This is a genomic window from Actinomycetospora sp. C-140 (genome assembly GCF_054796175.1).
In genome coordinates, this window is the sequence record NZ_JBTWNF010000013.1 from 99,413 (window position 1) to 119,546 (window position 20,134).

The following is a 20,134-nucleotide window of genomic DNA, read 5'->3' on the forward strand; positions in this document are numbered from 1 at the left end:
TCAGCGGTGCACCGCCGTGCCGTCGCTGCCGGCGGTACGCGAGAGGTACTTGGCGAAGCACGCGTCGGCGCCGAGTCCCTGGCGGTCGCACCACCCGTTGGCCCCGCCCGGTGACAGGGCCGGCGACGCGAGCACCGTGACCCAGTAGTCCCCGCTGCCGAAGACCGGCCAGTCGCCCGACCACAGCAGCCGCGCCTCGGGGTAACGGGCACGGAGCTGCTGGTGCTCGGCGAGGATCGCCGCGGCGTCCCACGTGCGACCGTCGGCGACGGTGCCGGGACGCTTGGACGAGAGCTGGGGCACCCAGGTGTTCTCGACGCCCACGACTGACGCCGCATCGGACCGCGCGAGGTCCCGCAGCTCGGTGGCCGGGTCGGCCGGGGCCGCCGCGCTCGGGCTCCCGCTCCCGACGGGGGCGACCTCGCTGGTGGTGCCCGCCTCGGTCGTGCCCGGACCGGGCTCGCCGGCGACCTCGAACAGCGGCGACCCGTGGAGCCCGACCAGACCGGGCTGCACGAGCGCGACGCCGAGCCCGAGGAGCAGGACGACGAGCACGGCGATCCCGCCGATGACGGCAGGCCCGGGTCCACGCCGCGGTGGCGGGGTCGTCGGGATCATCGGTCGGGACGACGGCATCGAGGGCAACGGGTACTGGCCGTCGGGCGGCCAGGGACCCCAGGCGTCGTGCGGGAGCGGCACGAACGGCGTGCTGACGACCGGCGCGGGCGTCGGCGGGAGCGTCTGCGGCCCCGTGTCGCCCGCGCGGACGAACCCGCCCGGCGCGTCCGACCATTCCCGCCGCCGGGCCACCGGGGTCTCCGACGCCGGCCCGGGCAGACCCGTCCGCGGGGCGCCGGACGCCGCGGCGTCCGGCGCGTCCGCGACACCGCCACCGCCGGGCTCCGGCTCGGAGAGCCGGGGCCGCGGGACGATCACGACCCGCGTCCGCGGCGGTGTGGCGTGCGAGCCCGTGGTGGGCTCGTCGTCGGTGAGGACGCCTGGGACGACGTCCTCGTCGTCCTCGTCGTCGGGTCGGCGGTGCCTGCTCACGGCGTGGTCAGCGTGCAGGAGCCGTCGGTCCACCCCGAGGAGGACGGCGTCAGTGTGGTCGCCGAGCCATCACCCGACGCGGGCGTCATCTCGAGCATCGTGCCGCTGAAGGTCCAGGTCCCCCCGGCCTCGCCGGCGCTGTAGCTGCCGCTCGTCCCGCCGCTGCCGGAGAACGTGACGGACCCGTCGCCGAAGCACCCGGACGCGGTCAGCGTGCCACTGGGCGCCGCGGCCGACTGGGTCGTGGTGGTCGTGGTCGACGAGGTCACCGGGGTGTCGGCGGCGTCCGATCCACCGGACTGCGTGTCCTCGGGCAGCCCTGCCGGCGCGAGGGCCGGAGCTTGGGCCGGGACGACGCCGTCCGAGGAACCCTCCGAGCCCTCCGGCTGCGCGTCGACCTGCGGCTCGCTGCCCGTCCCCGGCTGCACGGCGACCCGCGGCTGCGGCCCGCCGTCCGATCCGGCGTCGACGCCCGTCCCGGCGCCGCCGGCACCACCCCCCGCGGCAGAGTCGCCCGTCGGAGAGCCGGCGACGGTGTCGGAGTCCGGGTCGGAGACGTTGGTGGGTCCGCTGTCCGGGCCGCCCTGCCCGCCGCCGTCCTTCTCGTCGCTCGGCTTCGCCGGCGGCGGGAAGTAGTTGTTCGTGACGTTCACGTTGATCGTGTCGTGGTGCCCGTCGCTGCCGACGGGGCGGTCCCAGCCGCGGCCGGTGTGCACGTCGACGATCGTGTAGTTGTTCGTCACCGTCGTCGTCTGGTGGTTGATCACCGTGATCGAGTTCGAGGTGAACGAGTACCAGCGCGGGCCGTAGTAGGCCACGGAGCTGAAGGACTGCGGCGCGGAGAGCGGGTTGCCGCAGAAGCAGCGGGTGACGGGGTTGCCGTACCGGTCGACGAGGACGGCGGTGCCGGCCTGCAGGACCGAGGCCCACGAGGTGACGTGGCCGCCGGCCCAGCCATGGTTGGTGACGTAGGTGTCCGAGCGCAGGACGACGCTGGTGAGCCCGTCGACGTAGCGCGAGATCGACGAGGCCGACGAGTCCTGCAGGCCGAGGACGGACGCCCAGCCGGCCGCGCGGTCCGGGTGCTCACCCAGGAAGCGGCTGAGCTGCTCGCGGTCGCACGTGTTGCTGCCGGAGCCGCCGTAGAGGCCGGGGGTCGTGCCGGAGTGGCGTCCGCTGGTGTTCGCGACGGGGCGGACGTCGACGGCGTCGGTGCCCACGCTCGGCATGAACGGGTCCGCGCCGGCGGTGGAGACGGGCTCGAGCGCGACGTTGGTCGGCGCGCTCATCTCGCGGGCCACGAGCATCCCCGCGGCGGCCGCGACGAGCATGCCGAGCACCACGAGGGCGGCGATGAGCCCCCGGGACGTGCGGCGCGGCGGTGGCTGGACCGGTGCGACGGCCGGCGGCGGCATGATCATCCGAGATCCGTTCCCCTGGACCCGCCCCCCACGGGCGGCACTCAGAGTGGATCTCGGTTGCTCACGGAGCGGCGTTAGTCGCCGCGCCGCCATGTCACTCGTTCGTGTCGTCGATGCGACGAACGGTGGACCAGGGCACTACTCGGGGGCGACGTGTTCCGTCGGACCGAGCACCCAACCCTGACCCCGTTCGCGGTACAGCCCGCGCTTGGCGATGTACTGCACGACCCCGTCGGGCACGAGGTACCAGACCGGCTCCCCCGCGGCGACGCGCTCGCGGCAGGCCGTCGACGAGATGGCCATGGCGGGCACCTCGAGCAGGCTGACCGCGCCGCTCGGGAGGTGGTCGCCGTCGAGGTCGAAGCCGGGCCGGGTGACGCCGACGAAGTGCGCGAGCCGGAACATCTCGTCGGCGCGGTGCCACGACAGGATCTGCTCGAGGGCGTCGGCGCCGGTGATGAAGAAGAGCTCGTCCTCGGGGAAGATCGTCGCGAGGTCGGACAGGGTGTCCACGGTGTAGGTCGGGCCCGTCCGGTCGACGTCGACGCGGCTGACGGTGAAGCGCGGGTTCGACGCGGTGGCGACGACCGTCATGAGGTAGCGGTCCTCGGCCGGGCTGACCGAGCGGCTCTCCTTGCGGTAGGGCTGGCCGGTCGGGACGAACACGACCTCGTCGAGCTCGAAGCGGACCTGGGCCTCGCTGGCGGCCACGAGGTGGCCGTGGTGAATGGGGTCGAAGGTGCCGCCCATGACCCCGATCCGGCGGCCGCTCATCCGTTCAGCCTAGATCGCCGCGCGCACCTCACACCGGCAGCAGCCCCGACACCACGCCCGCGAGCTGCGCCGCGGTGCGGCACTCGTGCATCGGGATCACCTCGCCGTAGCGGCGCGCGGCCGAGTCGCCCGTGCCCCACTGGGCCTGCGGCTCGGGGTTGAGCCAGTGCGCGTGGCGGGCTTGCCCGGCGAGGTCGCCGAGGACGGCGAGGTTCGGGTCGCGGTAGTTGGTGCGGCCGTCGCCGAGCACGAGCAGCGACGTCCGCGGGCCGACGACGTCGGGCCAGCCCTCGCGGAAGCGTCCGAACGCCGCGCCGTAGTCGCTGTGCCCGTCGAAGGCGATCAGCCCGGGGCGCGCGGTGATGTCGGCCATGACACCGCCCAGGTCGGCGTTCGGGCCGAAGAGGTCGGTGACCTCGACGCAGCCGTCGACGAAACAGAAGATCCGGATACGGGAGAACTGCTCGCGCAGGGCCTGGACCAGCATCATCGTGAAGTGGCTGAACCCCGCCACCGAGCCGGAGACGTCGCAGAGCAGCACCAGCTCGGGGCGCCCGGGTCGCGGCCGGCGGAACGCGGGCCGCATCGGGACCCCGCCGGTGGACATCGACCGGCGCAGGGTGCGGCGCAGGTCCATCGGCCCGCGACGGGCGCGCCGGCGCCGCGCGGCCAGCCGGGACGCCAGGTGCCGCGCGAGCGGGGCGACGCGGCGGCGCAGGTCGGCGAGCTGCTCGGAGTTGGCGGTGAGGAAGTCGACGCGGTCGCCCTGCTTCGGCACCCCGGTGCGCGCCGCGGCCTCGCGTCCACGGATCTCGGCGCCACGCCGGCGGGCCTCGTCGGTGACCATGCGGCGGAACGACGCGATGCGCTCGCGGACCTGGCGGCGGGACACCTCCTCGGCGAACGGGCTGTCCCAGTCCGCGTCCGCGCCGCCGCGCAGGTCGGCGAGCACGCGGGCCAGCAGCGTCTCGGGGCGCACGGCGTTGAGCGCCTGGTACGCCGACCACGTCGACGGGCGACCGCCGCCGCCCTCGCCGCGGTCGCCGCCACCCTCGCCCTGGCCCTGCCCCTGACCGCCCTGACCGGAGCCGCGTCCCACGGCGCCCAGGCCGTCGACGATCGCGCGGGCCAGCTCGGCCATCGCCGCGGTGTCGCCGTCGCGCAGCAGGCCGGCGAGCAGGTCGCGCAGCGCCTCGACGTCGACCGACCCGTCGTCGGCGTAGGGCAGCGCGACCTCACCGAGTGCGGCGCCCTGCCCCAGCGGGAACCACAGGTCGAACAGCGCGTCGAACACCGCGCGCTGCCCGGAGCGGCGCAGCATCGCCGCGGCCAGGCCCTCGCGCAGCTGTTCGCGGCGCAGCAGGTCGAGCTCGGAGATCACCGCCGCGGCGTCCACCGACTCCCCGGGGCCCACCGCGATCCCCGCCCGGCGCAGCGCACCGACGAAGTCGACGAGGTGGGCGGGCAGCCCACCCTGGACGACGGCACTCACGGTCGAGCTCCCCTATCGGCGTGCTCCCCTGATCGCTCCGTCTCCCGGGTCATGTCAGTTCAGCCGCAGCTCGGCGACGGCCTTCTGCGCGTCGGCCTGGTGCTTGAGGACGACGCCGAGGGTCGAGCGCACGGTCTCGTCGTCGAGGGTGTCGAGCCCGAGGGCGAGCAGCGTGCGGCCCCAGTCGATCGTCTCGGACACCGACGGGGCCTTGCGGAGCTGGATGCTGCGCAGCACGCCGACGATCCGCACCAGCTCCTCGGCCAGCGCCTCGGGCAGCTGGGGCACGCGGGCGAGCACGATGCGCCGCTCGAGCTCGGGGTCGGGGAAGTCGAGGTGCAGGAACAGGCAGCGGCGCTTGAGGGCCTCGGAGAGCTCGCGGGTCGCGTTCGAGGTCAGGAGCGTGAACGGGCGCTGGTTGGCGGTGATCGTGCCCCACTCTGGCACGGTGACCTGGAAGTCGCCCAGCACCTCGAGCAGGAGCCCCTCGACCTCGACGTCGGCCTTGTCGGTCTCGTCGACCAGCAGCACCGTCGGGTCGGTACGCCGGATCGCGGTGAGCAGCGGGCGCGGGAGCAGGAACTCCTCGGAGAAGACGTCGTCGCGCGCGTCGTCCCAGGACTCGCCCTGCGAGGCGGTGATGCGCAGCAGCTGCTTGGCGTGGTTCCACTCGTAGAGCGCGCGCGCCTCGTCGATGCCCTCGTAGCACTGCAGCCGCACCAGGCCCGAGCCCGTCGCGTCGGCGACGGCGCGCGCCAGCTCGGTCTTGCCGACGCCCGCGGGGCCCTCGACGAGCAACGGCTTGCCCAGGCGGTCGGCCAGGAAGACGGTGGTCGCGACGGCGGTGGACGCGAGGTACCCGACGTCGGCGAGCCGGGTGGTCACGTCGTCGACGGAGTCGAACAGCGGCTTCTGGGCCCTCTGGTCGACCGGCTCGGTGCTCACGGGCCGCATCCTGCCCAACGTATCCCGTGTTGTCCCGGCGATGTGGCCCGCTCGCACCCTCGCGCGGGGGAATCCCGGACGTCCCGGAGAAACCACCCGGACGTCACCTCGTTGAACGTCAGGTGAACGTGAACCGGACGGTCTCCCCCGTGCGGCTGCTCGCGGTGGCGCTCGCCGCCGCGGTGGCGCTCACCACGGTCCTGGGCCTCGTCACCGCACTCCTGCGTCCGGCTCCGTCGGGGCTGTGGGCCTACGTCGACGCCCTCGAGCCCTACAACCTGCCGACGTGGCTCTACGCGATGCTGCTGCTGCTCACGGCGGTGGCGTGCCTCGCGGCCGGGCTCGCCGCGCGCACCCGCGACCGGCGCGCGGCCTGGTGGTGGGGCGGCGCCGCGATCGGGCCGACGCTGGCGTCGCTGTGCGTCGCGACCGGGTTCCACACCCGCGTGGACGGTCTCGCCCGCCAGGTCGTCGGCTCCAACCCGCTGACCACCGACTGGCTGCCCACGGCGGTGATCGCGGGCCTCGTGCTCGCCGTGCCGTTCGTGGTGCTCGCCCGGCGGCTCCCGCACGGGCGGTGGATGGTCGCCGCCGTCACGCTGTTCGGCGCCGGGGCCCTGGCGAGCGAGCTGCTGACCCGGACGCTCGGGCCGGGCGGCCGCGCGCTGGCCGAGGTCGCCGAGGGGCTCCAGGACGCCGGGGCGGCGGGCCTTCTCCTCGCGACGGTGTGCGCGGTCCGGGTCGTCCGCGACGGAGCGGACCTGCGTGTCGAGCCGGCCGGCGCCGGATCCGCCGACGCCCGCGTCTCCCACGCGCGCCCGGACCTCGGCCGCCGGACGCTGTGGATCGCCCTCGTCGTGCCGACGCTCGCGCTCAGCGCGCTGAGCCTGCTCGTGACGCTCGCGTTCCCGACGCCGGGTCCGAAGCTCCAGCAGTGGATCGGCTACCTCAACGTCGACGCGGAGGGCAACCTGCCCACGTGGTGGGCCGTCGGCCTGCTCGCCGCGGCGGCGGTCGCGCACCTGGTCACCGGACTGGTCGGACGGGCCCAGGGCGCGCGCGCCGCGGTCGGGTGGCTCGTCACGGCCGTGATCCTCGCGGGGATGTCGCTCGACGACATGACCTCGATCCACGAGCGGGTGGGCGACATGCTCAAGCCCGAGGGCGCCGCGGCGCCGGCGACGCCCGGCGGCACCTTCTCCTTCTACTGGGTCATCCCGGGCGCCGGCGTCGCGCTGGTGATCGCGGTGATCGTCGGCGCGCTCGCGCTGCGCCTGCGCGGGCGGCCGCGCTGGCTCCTGGTCGGCGGGCTCGGCGTGCTGTTCTTCTTCGCCCTCGGCCTGGAGGGCATCGAGGGAGCGGTGATCGCGAGCAACGCGGGCGACCACGCCGTCGAGGTCCTCGCCTACCACGTCGAGGAGCTGGGCGAGAACATCGGCGCCCTGCTGCTCATCGGCGCCGCGACCAGCGCGCTGGCGGTGCGCCGGGCCACCGGGGCGCTCGCGGTGCGGTACGTGGGGGCGGGCGAGGCGCCGGAACCGGTGGTCGAGGAGTCGGTGGAGTCGGTCGTCGAGGACTCCCCCACCGAGGCGATCCCGATGGTCGCGGCGACCACGCCGATCGCGCGGGTCTGACCCGGGTCAGTAGCGGTTCGTCCGCGCGTCGACCGCGAGCGCCGCGTCGATCGCCGCGGCGGGGACGTGGGTGCCCGACTGACTCTTGGCGATCTTCCCGGCCGAGGGCACGTCGCGCTTGCCGGGCCAGGCCGCCGGGTCCCACAGCGACGAGCGCAGGAACGCCTTGGCGCAGTGCAGGAAGAGCTCGTCGATGTCGACGACCACGGCGAGCTCGGGGACCTTGCCCGTCACCGCGAAGCGGTCCGCGAACGGCGGATCCGCGAGGATCCGCGCGCGCCCGTTGATCCGCAGCGTGTGGTCGTGGCCGGGCACGAGGAAGAGCATCCCGACCTGCGGGTGGCCCAGGATGTTGCGGAACGAGTCGAGCCGGTGGTTGCCAGGACGGTCGGCGAACGCGACGGCCCGCCCCTCGTCGAGCACCAGCACCTGCCCGGCCGGATCGCCCCGCGGGGAGACGTCGACGCTGCCGTCGGCGCCCGTCGTCGCGAGCAGGAAGAACGGCGAGGCCTCGAGGAACCGCTGCGACTGCGCGTCGACGTGGTCGATGGCCTTGTCGGCGATGACCGGCGGGGGCTCGGAGACGATCGCGCGCAGCGCGGCCTCGTCGGTGATCTCCGACGTCTGCTGCTGATCCACTGAGGGGACCCTAACTTCTCCTCCCCGGTGGGACCACCCCCGCGCTGTCGGACCCGTCGGCCACCATGGGGACATGACGACCACCGAGGCCGATCTGCGCTCCGACGCCGAGGCCACGCTCCAGCGCCTCGCGGGTCCCGACGCCGCGCTGCGCGAGGACCAGTGGGCGGCGATCCACGCGCTGGTCGCCGAGGGTCGGCGGGCCCTGGTGGTGCAGCGCACCGGCTGGGGCAAGTCGGCGGTCTACTTCGTGGCGACGGCGCTCCTGCGCGCCGCGGGCAAGGGCCCGACGGTCATCGTCAGCCCCCTGCTCGCGCTGATGCGCAACCAGATCGACGCGGCGGGCCGGGCCGGCATCCATGCCGTCACGGTCAACTCGGCCAACACCGACGACTGGCAGGACGTCTACGCCCAGGTCCAGGCCGGCGCGGTCGACGTGCTCCTCGTGAGCCCCGAGCGGCTCAACAACCCCGAGTTCCGCGACCAGGTGCTGCCCGAGCTCAGCCGCACCGCCGGCATGCTCGTGGTCGACGAGGCGCACTGCATCTCCGACTGGGGCCACGACTTCCGGCCGGACTACCGCCGGTTGCGCACCCTGATCGCCGACCTCCCCGACGGCGTCCCCGTGCTCGCCACCACGGCGACGGCGAACGACCGGGTGACCACCGACGTGGCCGAGCAGCTCGGGGTGTCGCAGAGCCACGCGGGAGACGAAGCGGAGCGGAGCTCGACCACGGCGTCAGGGGCGCTCGTGCTGCGCGGCGAGCTCGACCGCGAGTCGCTGCGCCTCGGCGTCCTGCCGCTCGAGAAGGGCGCGGACCGCTTCGCCTGGCTCGCCCAGCACCTCGACGACCTGCCGGGGTCCGGCATCGTCTACACGCTGACGGTCTCGACGGCCGACGAGCTCGCGGAGTTCCTGCGCGAGCGCGGCCACGCCGTCGCCTCCTACACCGGCAAGACCGACCCGGCCGACCGCGAGCGCGCCGAGGACGACCTGTTGGCCAACCGCGTCAAGGCGCTGGTGGCGACGAGCGCGCTGGGCATGGGCTTCGACAAGCCCGACCTCGGCTTCGTCGTCCACCTCGGGGCGCCGCAGTCGCCGGTGGCGTACTACCAGCAGATCGGCCGCGCCGGCCGCGGCGTCGAGCGCGCCGAGGTGCTCCTGCTCCCCGGCCCGGAGGACCGGGACATCTGGGCCTACTTCGCGTCCCTGGCCTTTCCCGCCGAGCCCCAGGTCCGGGTCGCCCTCAGCGTGCTCGGCGACGCCGGGCGCCCGCTGTCCACCGCGGCCCTCGAGCCGCGCGTCGAGCTCAGCCGGGGGCGCCTGGAGATGATGCTCAAGGTCCTCGACACCGACGGGGCGGTCCGCCGGGTCAAGGGCGGCTGGGAGGCCACCGGCGAGCCGTGGGAGTACGACGGCGCCCGCTACACCGGCCTGGCCAAGGCCCGGCGCGTCGAACAGCAGGCGATGCTCGACTACATCGCCACCGACGGCTGCCGCATGGAGTTCCTGCGCCGCCAGCTCGACGACCCCGGCGCCGCCCCCTGCGGACGCTGCGACAACTGCACCGGCCGCCACGCCGACCCCACCATCGGCGAGGACGTCCGCGTCCAGGCGCAGACGACGCTCGACCGGCCGGGCGTCCCGCTGGCCGCGCGCAAGCAGTGGCCCAGCGGCATGGACGCCCTCGACGTGCCGCTCAAGGGCAAGATCAAGCCCGAGGAGGCCGCCGAGGAGGGCCGCGCGCTGGGCCGGCTCACCGACGTGGGCTGGGGCCCCCGGCTGCGCCCCTTGCTGCGCGCCGACGACCTCGTGCCCGACGCCGCGGTGGACGCCGCGGTCGAGGTGCTCAGGGGCTGGGACTGGGCGCAGCGGCCCGCGAGCGTGGTGTGGCTGCCCTCGCGCCGCCGCCCGGTGCTGGTCGAGAGCTTCGCCCAGCGCATCGGGAGCATCGGACGCCTCCCGTTGCTCGGCGCCCTGGCCGACACCGCTCCCCCGATCTACGAGGATCCGGAGGACGACGCCGAGCCGGAGGCCCCCAACTCCGCCCAGCGCCTCGCCGAGGTGTGGTCGCGCCTCTCGGTGCCGTCGGGCATGGATCCGAGCGGCGGACCGGTGCTGCTCGTCGACGACGTCGCCGACTCGGGCTGGACGCTCACGGTCGCGGCGGCGCTGCTGCGGCGGGCCGGGGCGCCCGCGGTGCTCCCCCTGGTGCTGGCCACCACGGGCTGACGCCGCCGTCGGCCGGAGCACCCGCTCTGGCACCCTCGTCCACGCCACGAGCACCGTCGGGTGCGGCCGGGACCACCGCGGCCGGTGACGGGGCCGCCCGAGGAGGACGATGACCGCCGGGACGAGGCCGTACGACCGTGACGGTGCGGCGTCCCCCCTGCTCGCGGACCCGGACGGCGCCGGGGACGTGGTATCGGCCGCGCCGTCGCGCGTCGGACCCCGGCTGCTCCTCGCCGTCCTGGTCGCCCTGCTGGTGGGGGCAGCGCTGGTGCTCCGGCTCGGTCTGGCGGGCGGCGCCCCGATCGGGGCGGCCGACAACGGCGACGGGCCGCGCCTGTACTGCCTCGCCGGGCTCGTGCCCGACACCACGGACGGCTTCGCGACCGCCCACGGCGTCGTCGTGACCGAGTACCGCACCGGCGGGCCGCCCTGCGGGCCCTCGTCCTCGTTGTCGTCCGCCGGGCTCGCGCTCCAGTCGACCGTCGCGGTCGCCACCGCCCTCGACGGCACGCCCCCGGCCCCGGACGGCTCCACCCGCTTCTCCCTCGAGTGGCTCGGGGCCGCCTACACCGCTCTGCTCGCGGCCGGCGCGGGCGTCGCGGCCTTCGCGGCCACGGCCGGCCGGCGGCTTCGGCGCAGCCTCCCGGTCCTGCTGACCGTGATCGTTCCCCCGCTGGCGCCGCTGCTCCTGGTGCCGTGGTGGTCGCGGTTCCTGGTGTCGACGTTCGGCGAACCGGCCGGGCTCGTCGGCACCGTGTGCACCGCGTGGGGAATGCTGGCGCTGGCCGTCTCGCGCCCGGTCGACCGGTTCGCGCGGGTCGCCGCCCTCGGCCTGGTCGCACTCGGCGGCGTCACCGCGGCCACGGCCAAGCCCGGGTTCCTGCCCGTCGGCCTCGCGGCGGTGGTGGCGTGCCTGCTGGTCACGGTCGGCGTCCGCCGCCGGTGGCGCCGCGTCCCCGGCCTCGTGGCCGCGGCGCTCGCCGTGGCCGTCGCGATCGCGCCGGTGCTCTCCGCGCTGCAGGCCCAGACCGCGGCCTACGACAAGGCCAACGCGCACAACCTCGCGTTCACCGCGGTGCTCACCGAGGCCGGGCCGTCGGCCACCGGTCCCCTCGGCCTGCGGCCCGAGGCCTTCCGCGAGGCCGGTCACGACATCTTCCTCGACGGCGGGCGCAGCGTGCCCGACTGGGACGCCACGGTCGGCTCCCGCCCGGGGGAGCTCCGCTCCGCGGCCCTGCACTACGTCGCCGAGCACCCGCCCGTGCTCGCCCGCATGGTCCACCGCGGCCTGACCGCCACCCTGGAGCCGAGGGTCCGCTACCTCGCCGCGCAGGCCGCCGGGCCGCGCACCGTCGACGGCGTGGAGGTCCCGCTGACCAGGGCGCCGGAGGGCTCGCCCTACACAGGCGTGATGTTCTCCTACCTCGACGCGCTCCCGGGCCGCTGGGTACCGCCGACGGTCGTCACGCTGGCCCTGCTCGCCGGCGCTCTGACCCTGCTCCCGACCCGCCGCGTCGCCGCGTCCGCGCTCGGGCGCGCGGCGACCCCGACGGCCGTGGGTCTCCTGCGGGTCGCCGCGCTCCTCGCGGGCACCGGTGTCGGCGTCGTGCTGGTCGCCGTCCTCGGCGACGGGTACTGCGAGCTCGCCAAGCACGTCTGGCTCGGGTCCTACACGCTCGTCGTCGCCGGGCTCGTCCTGGCCGCGGGCGCGGGGGCTGCGGTGCACGCGGCGGCTCGCGGACGGACCTGATCGATCGGACCGTTCCCGGCGGGCCGCGGCGGGTGATATGCCCTGCGGTGTGACGATCGCCGCGCTCTACCGCTACCCCGTCAAGTCGATGCTCGGGGAGTCCCTCGGCCGCGCCGTGCTCGACGAGCGCGGGGTCGTGGGCGACCGTGCCTACGCCGTGCTCGACGTCGAGACCGGCATCATCGCGAGCGCGAAGGTGCCGAAGCGCTGGGCCGACCTGCTCCGGTTCTCCGCGACCTTCGCCGGCGAGCCGGTGCCCGGCGAGCCCGCGCCGCCGGTGGTCATCACCTTCCCGGACGGGTCGACCCGCCGCAGCGACGACGCCGACATCGACGCAGCGCTGTCCGACGCCCTCGGCCGCGAGGTCCGGCTGGTCACCACCGCGCCCGACGCCCCCAAGTTCGAGGAGCTCTGGGCCGACCTCGACGACATGGACCGCGAGAGCCTCGCGCCCGAGCACATCATCGACGCCACCACGTCGCGCCAGGAGGACACCGGCGAGGCCATCAGCAGCTTCGACGTCGCCGCGTTCGCCCCGCCCGGGCGCTTCTACGACCTCGCCGCCCTGCACGTCGTCACGGAGTCGACGCTCGCGCGGCTGGCCGAGCTCGCGCCCGAGAGCTCGTTCGACGTGCGGCGCTACCGGCCCAACATCGTCCTCGCCGACACCGAGCCCGGCTTCGCCGAGAACGACTGGCCGGGGCGGGAGATGACGCTCGGCGACGGGGTCCGGGTGGCCTACACGTTCCAGACCATGCGCTGCGTCATGACGACGATGGCGCAGGAGGAGCTGCCCGACGACCGCAACACCCTGCGTACGGTCGCGAAGAACAACCGGATCATGATCGAGAAGCCGGAGGTCGCGGGCAAGTGGGCGTGCGCCGGGGTGTACGCCGACGTCGCCGCCGGTGGTGAGGTGTCGGTCGGCGACGCCCACGCCTGACCCGCACCGTCCGTCGAGGAGACCACGTGGACACCCGCTCCAGCACCGTCGACGGCGTCCTGACCCGGAGCGCGCGGCGTGCCCCGGACCGCGTCGCGCTGCACTTCGCCGACCGCACCTGGACCTACCGCGCCCTCGACGACGCCGTCACCCGCGCCGCCGGCTTCCTCACCGAGCTCGGGGTGGCCGCCGGCGACCGCGTCGCCACCTACGGGAAGAACTCCGACGCGTACCTGCTCGCGTTCCTGGGGTGCTCGCGGATCGGCGCGATCCACGTGCCGATCAACTACGCCCTGACCGGCGACGAGCTCGGCTACCTCATCGACCAGTCGGGCAGCAGGCTGCTCGTCGTCGACCCCGCGCTCGCCGGGCCCGTCGACGCCCTGCCCCAGCAGCCCAAGCAGGTCGTGCCGCTGCGTGACGCGCCGGGCTCGCTGCTGGAGCGGGCGTCCGACGGCCCGATCCCCGAGCTGACGGTCACCGTCGCCGACACCGACCTCGTGCAGCTGCTCTACACCTCGGGCACGACCTCCCGGCCCAAGGGCGCGATGATGACCCACCGCGGCCTGGTCCACGAGTACGTCTCGGGCGTGCACTCGCTCCAGATGTCGGAGGACGACCGCCCGCTGCACGCGATGCCGCTGTACCACTCGGCCGGCATGCAGCTCTTCCTCATGCCCTACCTGATGGTCGGAGCGACCAACCACCTCATGGAGGCGCCGGACATCCCGGAGATCCTGCGCCGCATCGAGGCCGACGGCATCGGCGCGATCTTCCTGGCGCCGACCGTCTGGGTGCCGCTGGTCAACCACGCCGACTTCGGCACCCGCGATCTGGCGAGCCTGCGCAAGGCGTTCTACGGCGCGTCGATCATGCCCGTGCCGATCCTGGACCGGCTGCGCGAGGCCCTCCCCGCCCTCGGCGTCTACAACTGCTTCGGCCAGTCCGAGATCGGCCCGCTCGCGACCGTGCTGCAGCCCGAGGAGCACGACGAGCGTCCCGACTCGTGCGGACGGCCGGTGCTGTTCGTCGAGCTGCGGGTGATCGGCGACGACGGCGAGGACGTCGAGCCCGGCGGCACCGGTGAGGTCGTCTACCGCTCGCCCCAGCTCTGCGAGGGCTACTGGGACAAGCCCGAGGAGACCGCCGAGGCCTTCCGCGACGGCTGGTTCCACTCCGGCGACCTCGTGCGGATCGACGAGCAGGGTTACATCACGGTCGTCGACCGGATCAAGGACGTGATCAACACCGGCGGGGTGCTGGTCGCCTCGCGCGAGGTCGAGGACGCGCTCTACACCCACGACGCCGTCGCCGAGGTCGCCGTGATCGGCACGCCGGACGAGCGCTGGATCGAGGCCGTGACGGCGTTCGTGGTCCTCAGGGCGGCGGCGACGCCGGACGAGCTGATCGCCCACGCGCGCGGCCGTCTCGCGGGCTACAAGACGCCCAAGCACGTCCACGTCGTCGACGAGCTGCCCCGCAACCAGTCGGGGAAGCTGCTCAAGCGCGTCCTGCGCGACCAGGTCCCCTCCTGATCGTCAGTCGAAGAACTTCCGCGCGCGGACCTCGGCGTGGCGGTGCCGCAGCCGCCAGCCCGCGGGCGTACGGACGACGACGTCGCGGTAGTCGCCCGTCACCGGCGACCCCTCGTTGGGGAAGCCGAGGAACTTGCTGTGCGCCCGCACCGTCCCGTCGTCGTCCTCGCGGAGCGTGGTGTTCGTCGTGACGTGCGCGTACATGTTGCGGCCCTTGAACGTCGCCACGATGTCGGCGATGCCGTGGAGGTCCGGCCGGCCGTCGCCGCGCTCGAACACGAAGTCCTCGGCGAACACCTCGTGGGCGCGGTCCCAGTCGTGGTCGTCGACGACGTGGCCGTAGTCGGCGAGCACGGCCTGGATCGCGAGGACGTCCTCGGTGCTGAGCATGGCCCCATCGTCGCGCCGCGGGCGGCCGTCCGTGGGACGGTGCCGCGGGTCGATCAAGGAGGCGGACCATGCAGGACGCGGTGACCGAGCACATCGAGGCGTCCCCGGAGAGCGTGTGGTGGCTCGTCGCCGACGTGACCCAGACGCACCGCTACAGCGAGGAGACGTTCGAGGCGAGGTGGATGGACGGCGCGACCGGGCCGGCCGTCGGCACCCGCTTCAAGGGGCACGTGAAGCGCAACGGCAAGGGCCCGACGTACTGGTCGGTCTGCCGCATCACCGCCTGCGAGCCCGGCCGCGAGTTCGGCTTCGAGGTCGTCGTCGGCGACCGCTCGATCAACAACTGGCACTACCGGTTCGAGCCGGCGGGAGAGGGCACCGACGTCACCGAGTCGTTCCGGCTCACGCCGAGCGCCGCGACCCGGATCTACTGGGCCCTCGCCGGCTGGGCCCGCGGCAGGACGAACCGCCGCAACATGCGGGCGACGCTGCAGAAGATCAAGGCGATCGCCGAGTCGGAGGGCTGACCTACTCCGGGTGCCCGATGGCCGTCGAGGCCGGCACGACGACGTACTGGCGCAGGCACAGGTCGGTGAACACGACCGGGCCCCGCGGGCCGGGCACGTGGTCGACGTTGATGCCGGTCTCGGGCACGCGCCGCAGCTTGACGCCGTCGAGGAGGCGGGTGGTGGCGTTCCAGAACGCGCCGGTGCCGGCGTAGGTGTCGAGGAACACCCGGGCCGCGGCCTCGTCGGCGGTCGCGATGGCGGCCGCGAGCCCCGAGGTCTCCCGGTTGGCGATCGCCGCGGCATCGGCGGGCCCGTCGGCCGGGGCGACGGTGACGGTGGCCTCGTTCCCGTCGTCGAGCGCCCACTCGTGACCCAGGGCGTGCTCGTGCGGGGGGAGCGAGACGCGCAGCCCGTGCTCGTCGAGCAGCGCGATGAGTCCGGGCAGCATCTCGTCCCACCGGTGACGCTCGACGAGCAGCAGGTTGAGGCGGTTGCAGACGCCGAGCCGGTCGATCGACGAGGTCACCATGTGGTGGGCCAGCTCGACCGAGGCGGCGCGGTCGACGTAGAGGACGCCGCCGCCGTCGGCGTGGGCGAGGGTGCGCACGCCGTGCTGGGCGGCCTCGAGCCCGAGCGAGCGGGTGGTGTCGCCCGAGCCGCGCAGGATCACCAGCGGGACGAGGTCCGGGTGGCGGACCAGCTCGACGGCGCACTCGCGGCGCGGGTCGGTGACGAGCACGACCGCGTCCGGGTCGAGGCCCGCACCCGCGAGCGCCGGGGCGACGACGGCCTCCATCAGCGCGGTCGCCGAGGCGAGCGCGGCGCCGCCGGTGCGCAGGACGCCGGCGTTGCGCGACTTGATCAGTTGCGAGGCGACGTCGATGACCACGTTGGGCCGCGCCTCGAAGTTCGCCCCGATGACGCCGACGGGACGGCGGCGCTCGATCAGCCGCAGCCCGTCGGGCCGCTCCTCGAGGACGGTGTCCACCGGGGGCGTGGCGACGTCGGCGAGGTCGAGCAGCGACTGGGCCAGCCCGTCGAGCCGGGCCGGGTCGAGCCGGAGGCGGTCGACGAGCGCCGACGTCGTGCCGGCCCGCTCGGCCGCCTCGACGTTGGCCGCGTTCGCCTCGAGCACCGTGTCCGCGGTCTCGGCGAGCAGGGCCGCCATCCCGCGCAGCGCCTGCGCGACCTCGTGGTCCGACGCCGCGGCCATCCGCGGCGCCGCCGCGGCCGCGCGACGGCCGCAGTCGGTCACGATCTCCGTGGGGTCCGTCCCGGTGTCGGTGGCGGGGGTCGGGGACGTGGTGGTCACGGCGAGCTCACCTCGGCGGGGGCGGCGGGATCGGGGATCGCCGGGACGACCGGCACCAGGTCGTCGGCGTGCACGACCTCCCGGCGCATCTCGGCCGGGAGGTCCTCGCTGGAGCGTCCGGAGATCTCGGGCAGCTCCTCGGCGTCGAAGGCGACGACACCGCGGGCCACGACGTCGCCGCGCGGGTCGACGAGGTCGACGACGTCGCCGGACTCGAAGTCGCCGTCGGAACCGGTGATCCCCGCGGCGAGCAGGGAGCGGCGGCGACCAACGACCGCACGGACCGCGCCGTCGTCGAGGTGCAGCCGCCCGCGGGTGCCGGCCATGTGCCGCAACCAGAACCGGCGGGCCGACAGCCGCGGGCCGTGCGGGGCGAACACGGTGCCGACACCGGCGCCATGGAGGGCGGCCGGCGCGTCGGCGGCCGCGGCCACCAGCACCGGGACCCCGGCGCCGCTGGCGAGATCGGCGGCGGCGAGCTTGGACGCCATCCCCCCGGTGCCCAGGGAGGAGGGCTTGCCGACCCGGACCCCGGCGAGGTCCGCGCCGCCGGTGACCTCCCGGACGAGGGTCGCGCCCGGCGAGCGCGGATCGGCGTCGTAGAGGCCGTCGACGTCGGAGAGCAGGACCAGTGCGTCCGCCGAGATCACGTGGGCGACGAGCGCGGCCAGGCGGTCGTTGTCCCCGAAGCGGATCTCGTCGGTGGCCACGGTGTCGTTCTCGTTGACCACCGGGACCACGCCGAGGCCGAGCAGCCGCTCGAAGGTCCGCTGCGCGTTGCGGTAGGGCTGGCGCCGCACGACGTCGTGGGAGGTCAGCAGCACCTGACCGACCGTGCGGCCGTGGCGGGCGAAGGCCTCGGCGTACGCGCGGGTGAGGTGCAGCTGACCGACGCCCGCCGCGGCCTGCTGGGTCGCCAGGTCCCGGGGACGGCGCGGGAGCCCGAGCGGGCGCAGGCCCGCGGCGATCGCCCCGGAGGACACGAGCACGACCTGCGACGCGCGGGCCCGCGCCGCCACCGCGTCGACGAGCGCATCGAGGCGGCCCACGTCCAGGCCGCCGTCGACGCTGGTCAGCGAGGTCGACCCGACCTTGACCACCAGCCGGCGCGCGCCCGCGACCGTCTCGCGGGCCGTCATGCCGGGCCCTCGTAGTCCTCGTGCCACGGCGTGATGCCGAGCTCGTCGTCGGTGTGGTGGCGACGGCGCTCGTCGCGGGCCGCGCGGCGGTCGGACGCCGACGGGCGGTCGACCAGCTCGGCGCCCTCGAGGCGCGGGTCGGTGCCGCGGTTGCCGCGCATCGCCGCCACCCCGGCGGGCGTGGACGGCTCCCAGTCGAAGGTGTGGATGCCGATCGTCACCATGTCGCCGGGCTCGGCGCCGGCCTCGGCCAGCGCCTCCTCGACGCCGAGGCGAGCGAGCCGGTCGGCGAGGTAGCCGACGGCCTCGTCGTTGGCGAAGTCGGTCTGGCGCACCCAGCGCTCGGGCTTCTCGCCCTTGACCAGGAAGCCTTCCTCGGGGTCGGGCTCGACGGTGAAGCCGGTGTCGTCGACGGCGGTGGGGCGCAGCACCACACGCGGCGCGGTCGACGGCACCGCCGCGGCGCGCTCGGCGTCGACCGCCGCGGCCATCGCGTAGGCGAGCTCCTGGAGACCCTGGCGTGAGGCGGTGGAGATCTCCACGACCGGCCACCCGAAGGCGGCGACGTCCTCGCGGACCATGTCGGCGAGCTCGACGGCGTCGGGGACGTCCATCTTGTTGAGGGCGACGATGCGGGGGCGCGCGGCGAGGTCGGTGCCCAGCGACGGGGTGTACGCGGCGAGCTCGGCCTCGAGCGCGCGGATGTCGGACACCGGGTCGCGGTCGGGCTCGAAGGTCGCGCAGTCGACGACGTGCACGAGCACCGAGCAGCGCTCGACGTGACGCAGGAAGTCCAGGCCGAGGCCCTTGCCGGTGCTGGCGCCCGGGATGAGCCCGGGGACGTCGGCGACGGTGAACGTGCTCCCGCCCGCCGAGACGACACCGAGGTTCGGCGCGAGCGTGGTGAACGGGTAGTCGGCGATCTTCGGCTTGGCCGCGCTGAGGGCGCTGACCAGCGAGGACTTCCCCGCGCTCGGGTATCCGACGAGCCCGACGTCGGCCATCGAGCGGAGCTCGAGCACCAGGTCGCGGGACTCCCCCGGCTCGCCCAGCAGCGCGAAGCCCGGCGCCTTGCGCGACGGCCCCGCGAGGGCCGCGTTGCCCAGACCGCCCCGGCCGCCACGCACCGCGACGAACCGCGTGCCCGCGCCGGTGAGGTCGCCCAGGACGTCGCCGTCCGTGTCGAGCACGACCGTGCCCTCGGGCACCGCGAGCTCGATGTCATCGGCGTTGCCGCCGTTGCGGAAGCTGCCCATCCCGGGGCGGCCGTTGCCGGCCGTCGCGTGCGGGCGGTGGTGGAAGTCGAGCAGCGTGTGGACGCCCGGGTCGACGACCAGCACGACGTCCCCGCCGCGCCCGCCGTTGCCGCCGTCCGGCCCGCCGAGGGGGACGAACTTCTCCCGCCGGATCGACGCGCACCCGTGGCCCCCGGCCCCCGCCGTGACGTGCAGTGTCACGTGGTCGACGAAGCGGGCCATCGCGCGGCGTGTCCTTTCCGGTGTGTCGTGCCAGCGGTGGGCCACCGCTGCCATCCAGTGTCCGCGGTACCACACGCTCGAGAGCGGTCCGGACGAACGAAAGGGGTGGGTCCGCGTCCCGGACCCACCCCTGACGGTACTGCTGCTGTCGTCGGCCTTCGGCGCGGCAGCTCCGCTGCGCTCCGTGCCGCCGGATCAGGCGGAGGCGGTCTCCTCCGCCGGGACGACGCTGACGGCCTTGCGCCCGCGGCGGTTCCCGAAGGTCACCGAGCCCGCGACGAGGGCGAACAGCGTGTCGTCGCCGCCGCGGCCGACACCGGTGCCCGGGTGGAACTTGGTGCCGCGCTGGCGGACGAGGATCTCGCCGGCCTTGACGACCTGGCCGCCGTAGCGCTTGACGCCGAGGTGCTGGGCGTTGGAGTCGCGACCGTTGCGGGAGCTGGACGCACCCTTCTTGTGAGCCATGACTGCTCCCCTTACTTCGAGATGTCGGTGACCTCGAGGCGGCTGTAGCGCTGGCGGTGGCCGACGCGCCGCTTGTACCCGGTCTTGTTCTTGTACTTCATGATCTTGATCTTCGGGCCCTTGTTCTCCCCGACGATGCTGCCGGAGATGGACACCTTCTCGAGGTCGGACGCCGAGCTCAGCACGGTGCTGCCGTCGACGACGAGCACGGGCTGCAGATCGACCGTGTCACCGTCGAGGAGCTCCACGTCGATGACGTCGCCGACCGCGACCTTGTACTGCTTGCCGCCGGTCTTCACGATCGCGTACATCTTCCGCGGTGCTCCTGTCTGCGTGGACTTCCGGCTCCGGCGCGGCCCGTGCGGAGCGGGCCCGGCGCTCTGGTGCCGCGGGCATCAACTGCTGACCCGGCGGGCACCGACGAC

Annotated in this window: 18 protein-coding genes; 6 read left to right on the forward strand and 12 right to left on the reverse strand. The window is 74.5% G+C overall.

Translation table 11 applies throughout. The annotated features are described in order from the left end of the window. The 5 genes from ACR9E3_RS21255 to ACR9E3_RS21275 form a co-directional block, all read right to left on the reverse strand. Entirely contained in the window at nt 1–1,050 is a 1,050-nt protein-coding gene (locus tag ACR9E3_RS21255; protein WP_460382523.1) for a hypothetical protein, read from the reverse strand. After that, entirely contained in the window at nt 1,047–2,471 is a 1,425-nt protein-coding gene (locus tag ACR9E3_RS21260) for a DUF6777 domain-containing protein (RefSeq protein WP_460382524.1), read from the reverse strand. Before ACR9E3_RS21260 ends, ACR9E3_RS21255 begins: the two co-directional genes overlap by 4 nt. A 138-nt stretch (nt 2,472–2,609) precedes the next feature. Further along, on the reverse strand, nt 2,610–3,245 hold the full coding sequence (gene nadD / locus ACR9E3_RS21265) for a nicotinate-nucleotide adenylyltransferase (protein WP_460382525.1): 636 nt from the start codon (nt 3,243–3,245) through the stop codon (nt 2,610–2,612). A 28-nt stretch (nt 3,246–3,273) separates the two neighbouring features. Next, the gene (locus tag ACR9E3_RS21270) at nt 3,274–4,737 is read right to left on the reverse strand and encodes a VWA domain-containing protein (protein WP_460382526.1); all 1,464 of its coding nucleotides are present in this window, start codon (nt 4,735–4,737) and stop codon (nt 3,274–3,276) included. Nucleotides 4,738–4,791: 54 nt separating this feature from the next. Then, entirely contained in the window at nt 4,792–5,682 is an 891-nt protein-coding gene (locus tag ACR9E3_RS21275) for an AAA family ATPase (protein ID WP_460382527.1), read from the reverse strand. A 128-nt stretch (nt 5,683–5,810) separates the two neighbouring features. On the opposite strand from ACR9E3_RS21275, the gene ACR9E3_RS21280 reads away from it, so the two are divergent. Further along, on the forward strand, nt 5,811–7,316 hold the full coding sequence (locus ACR9E3_RS21280) for a hypothetical protein (RefSeq protein ID WP_460382528.1): 1,506 nt from the start codon (nt 5,811–5,813) through the stop codon (nt 7,314–7,316). Nucleotides 7,317–7,322: 6 nt separating this feature from the next. On the opposite strand, the gene ACR9E3_RS21285 is transcribed toward ACR9E3_RS21280, so the two are convergent. Then, entirely contained in the window at nt 7,323–7,955 is a 633-nt protein-coding gene (locus tag ACR9E3_RS21285) for an MSMEG_1061 family FMN-dependent PPOX-type flavoprotein (RefSeq protein ID WP_460382529.1), read from the reverse strand. 73 nt (nt 7,956–8,028) lie between these two features. Between ACR9E3_RS21285 and ACR9E3_RS21290 the strand changes: the two genes are divergently transcribed. The 4 genes from ACR9E3_RS21290 to ACR9E3_RS21305 all read left to right on the forward strand — a co-directional run bounded on the left by ACR9E3_RS21290 (nt 8,029) and on the right by ACR9E3_RS21305 (nt 14,416). Then, nucleotides 8,029–10,188, forward strand: a complete 2,160-nt coding sequence (locus tag ACR9E3_RS21290; protein WP_460382530.1) for a RecQ family ATP-dependent DNA helicase — start codon at nt 8,029–8,031, stop codon at nt 10,186–10,188. A gap of 109 nt (nt 10,189–10,297) precedes the next feature. Continuing rightward, entirely contained in the window at nt 10,298–11,938 is a 1,641-nt protein-coding gene (gene wsfD, locus ACR9E3_RS21295) for a glycan biosynthesis hexose transferase WsfD (protein ID WP_460382531.1), read from the forward strand. 49 nt (nt 11,939–11,987) lie between these two features. Further along, nucleotides 11,988–12,881: an MOSC domain-containing protein gene (locus ACR9E3_RS21300; RefSeq protein ID WP_460382532.1), complete on the forward strand. Its 894-nt coding sequence runs from the start codon at nt 11,988–11,990 to the stop codon at nt 12,879–12,881. 26 nt (nt 12,882–12,907) lie between these two features. Further along, nucleotides 12,908–14,416, forward strand: coding sequence for an acyl-CoA synthetase (locus ACR9E3_RS21305; protein ID WP_460382533.1), 1,509 nt, complete (start codon nt 12,908–12,910; stop codon nt 14,414–14,416). Between the two features lie 3 nt (nt 14,417–14,419). On the opposite strand, the gene ACR9E3_RS21310 is transcribed toward ACR9E3_RS21305, so the two are convergent. Beyond that, entirely contained in the window at nt 14,420–14,806 is a 387-nt protein-coding gene (locus ACR9E3_RS21310; RefSeq protein ID WP_460382534.1) for a nuclear transport factor 2 family protein, read from the reverse strand. A 68-nt stretch (nt 14,807–14,874) separates the two neighbouring features. Between ACR9E3_RS21310 and ACR9E3_RS21315 the strand changes: the two genes are divergently transcribed. After that, complete coding sequence (locus tag ACR9E3_RS21315) at nt 14,875–15,333, forward strand: SRPBCC family protein (RefSeq protein ID WP_460382535.1); 459 nt, start codon at nt 14,875–14,877, stop codon at nt 15,331–15,333. Nucleotide 15,334: 1 nt separating this feature from the next. On the opposite strand, the gene ACR9E3_RS21320 is transcribed toward ACR9E3_RS21315, so the two are convergent. From ACR9E3_RS21320 to rplU, 5 genes are all read right to left on the reverse strand, one after another. After that, the gene (locus ACR9E3_RS21320) at nt 15,335–16,627 is read right to left on the reverse strand and encodes an aldehyde dehydrogenase family protein (protein ID WP_460382536.1); all 1,293 of its coding nucleotides are present in this window, start codon (nt 16,625–16,627) and stop codon (nt 15,335–15,337) included. Then, nucleotides 16,624–17,766, reverse strand: a complete 1,143-nt coding sequence (proB, locus tag ACR9E3_RS21325) for a glutamate 5-kinase (protein ID WP_460382537.1) — start codon at nt 17,764–17,766, stop codon at nt 16,624–16,626. The genes ACR9E3_RS21320 and proB overlap by 4 nt, the downstream gene beginning before the upstream one ends. Further along, nucleotides 17,763–19,244 (reverse strand): GTPase ObgE, encoded by a 1,482-nt coding sequence (gene obgE, locus ACR9E3_RS21330; protein WP_460382538.1) that lies wholly within the window; start codon nt 19,242–19,244, stop codon nt 17,763–17,765. Before obgE ends, proB begins: the two co-directional genes overlap by 4 nt. Before the next feature lie 195 nt (nt 19,245–19,439). Further along, nucleotides 19,440–19,709: a 50S ribosomal protein L27 gene (gene rpmA / locus ACR9E3_RS21335; RefSeq protein ID WP_460382539.1), complete on the reverse strand. Its 270-nt coding sequence runs from the start codon at nt 19,707–19,709 to the stop codon at nt 19,440–19,442. 11 nt (nt 19,710–19,720) lie between these two features. Further along, nucleotides 19,721–20,020: a 50S ribosomal protein L21 gene (rplU, locus tag ACR9E3_RS21340; RefSeq protein WP_460382540.1), complete on the reverse strand. Its 300-nt coding sequence runs from the start codon at nt 20,018–20,020 to the stop codon at nt 19,721–19,723. Between the last annotated feature and the right edge of the window lie 114 nt (nt 20,021–20,134).

Excerpts from the sequence above, each read along its gene's own strand:
- ACR9E3_RS21310 (WP_460382534.1), bottom strand. The coding sequence starts at position 14,806 with ATGCTCAGCACCGAGGACGTCCTCGCGATCCAGGCCGTGCTCGCCGAC.
- proB (WP_460382537.1), bottom strand. The coding sequence starts at position 17,766 with ATGACGGCCCGCGAGACGGTCGCGGGCGCGCGCCGGCTGGTGGTCAAG.
- ACR9E3_RS21290 (WP_460382530.1), top strand. The coding sequence starts at position 8,029 with ATGACGACCACCGAGGCCGATCTGCGCTCCGACGCCGAGGCCACGCTC.
- obgE (WP_460382538.1), bottom strand. The coding sequence starts at position 19,244 with ATGGCCCGCTTCGTCGACCACGTGACACTGCACGTCACGGCGGGGGCC.
- ACR9E3_RS21260 (WP_460382524.1), bottom strand. The coding sequence starts at position 2,471 with ATGATCATGCCGCCGCCGGCCGTCGCACCGGTCCAGCCACCGCCGCGC.
- ACR9E3_RS21315 (WP_460382535.1), top strand. The coding sequence starts at position 14,875 with ATGCAGGACGCGGTGACCGAGCACATCGAGGCGTCCCCGGAGAGCGTG.
- rpmA (WP_460382539.1), bottom strand. The coding sequence starts at position 19,709 with ATGGCTCACAAGAAGGGTGCGTCCAGCTCCCGCAACGGTCGCGACTCC.
- nadD (WP_460382525.1), bottom strand. The coding sequence starts at position 3,245 with ATGAGCGGCCGCCGGATCGGGGTCATGGGCGGCACCTTCGACCCCATT.
- rplU (WP_460382540.1), bottom strand. The coding sequence starts at position 20,020 with ATGTACGCGATCGTGAAGACCGGCGGCAAGCAGTACAAGGTCGCGGTC.
- wsfD (WP_460382531.1), top strand. The coding sequence starts at position 10,298 with ATGACCGCCGGGACGAGGCCGTACGACCGTGACGGTGCGGCGTCCCCC.